Below are 232 nucleotides of genomic sequence, written 5' to 3'. Positions count from 1 at the left end.
TCACCAGCCTGAGCGAAGGCGTGACGCCGCGCGGCCTGGTCAAGATCATGAACCTCTATTTGTCGACGATGTCGGCGCCGGTCCACACCCATCGCGGCATCATCGACAAGTATATCGGCGACGCCATCATGGCCTATTGGGGGGCGCCCTTCGTCGAGGAGGCCGAGCAGACCCATCTGGCTGCGCTTGCCGCCATCGACATGATCGGCCAGGTCAACCAGCTCCGCAAGGA

At 62.9% G+C, this 232-nt stretch carries 1 protein-coding gene; it reads left to right on the top strand.

What is annotated here, in order from left to right:
* On the top strand, positions 1 to 232 hold a 232-nt coding region (locus BT993_RS07110; protein WP_143604344.1), incomplete at both ends, for an adenylate/guanylate cyclase domain-containing protein.

Source organism: Streptobacillus ratti (genome assembly GCF_001891165.1).
In the GTDB taxonomy this organism is placed as follows: domain Bacteria; phylum Fusobacteriota; class Fusobacteriia; order Fusobacteriales; family Leptotrichiaceae; genus Streptobacillus; species Streptobacillus ratti.
This window is presented reverse-complemented; position numbering and strand designations above follow the sequence as displayed.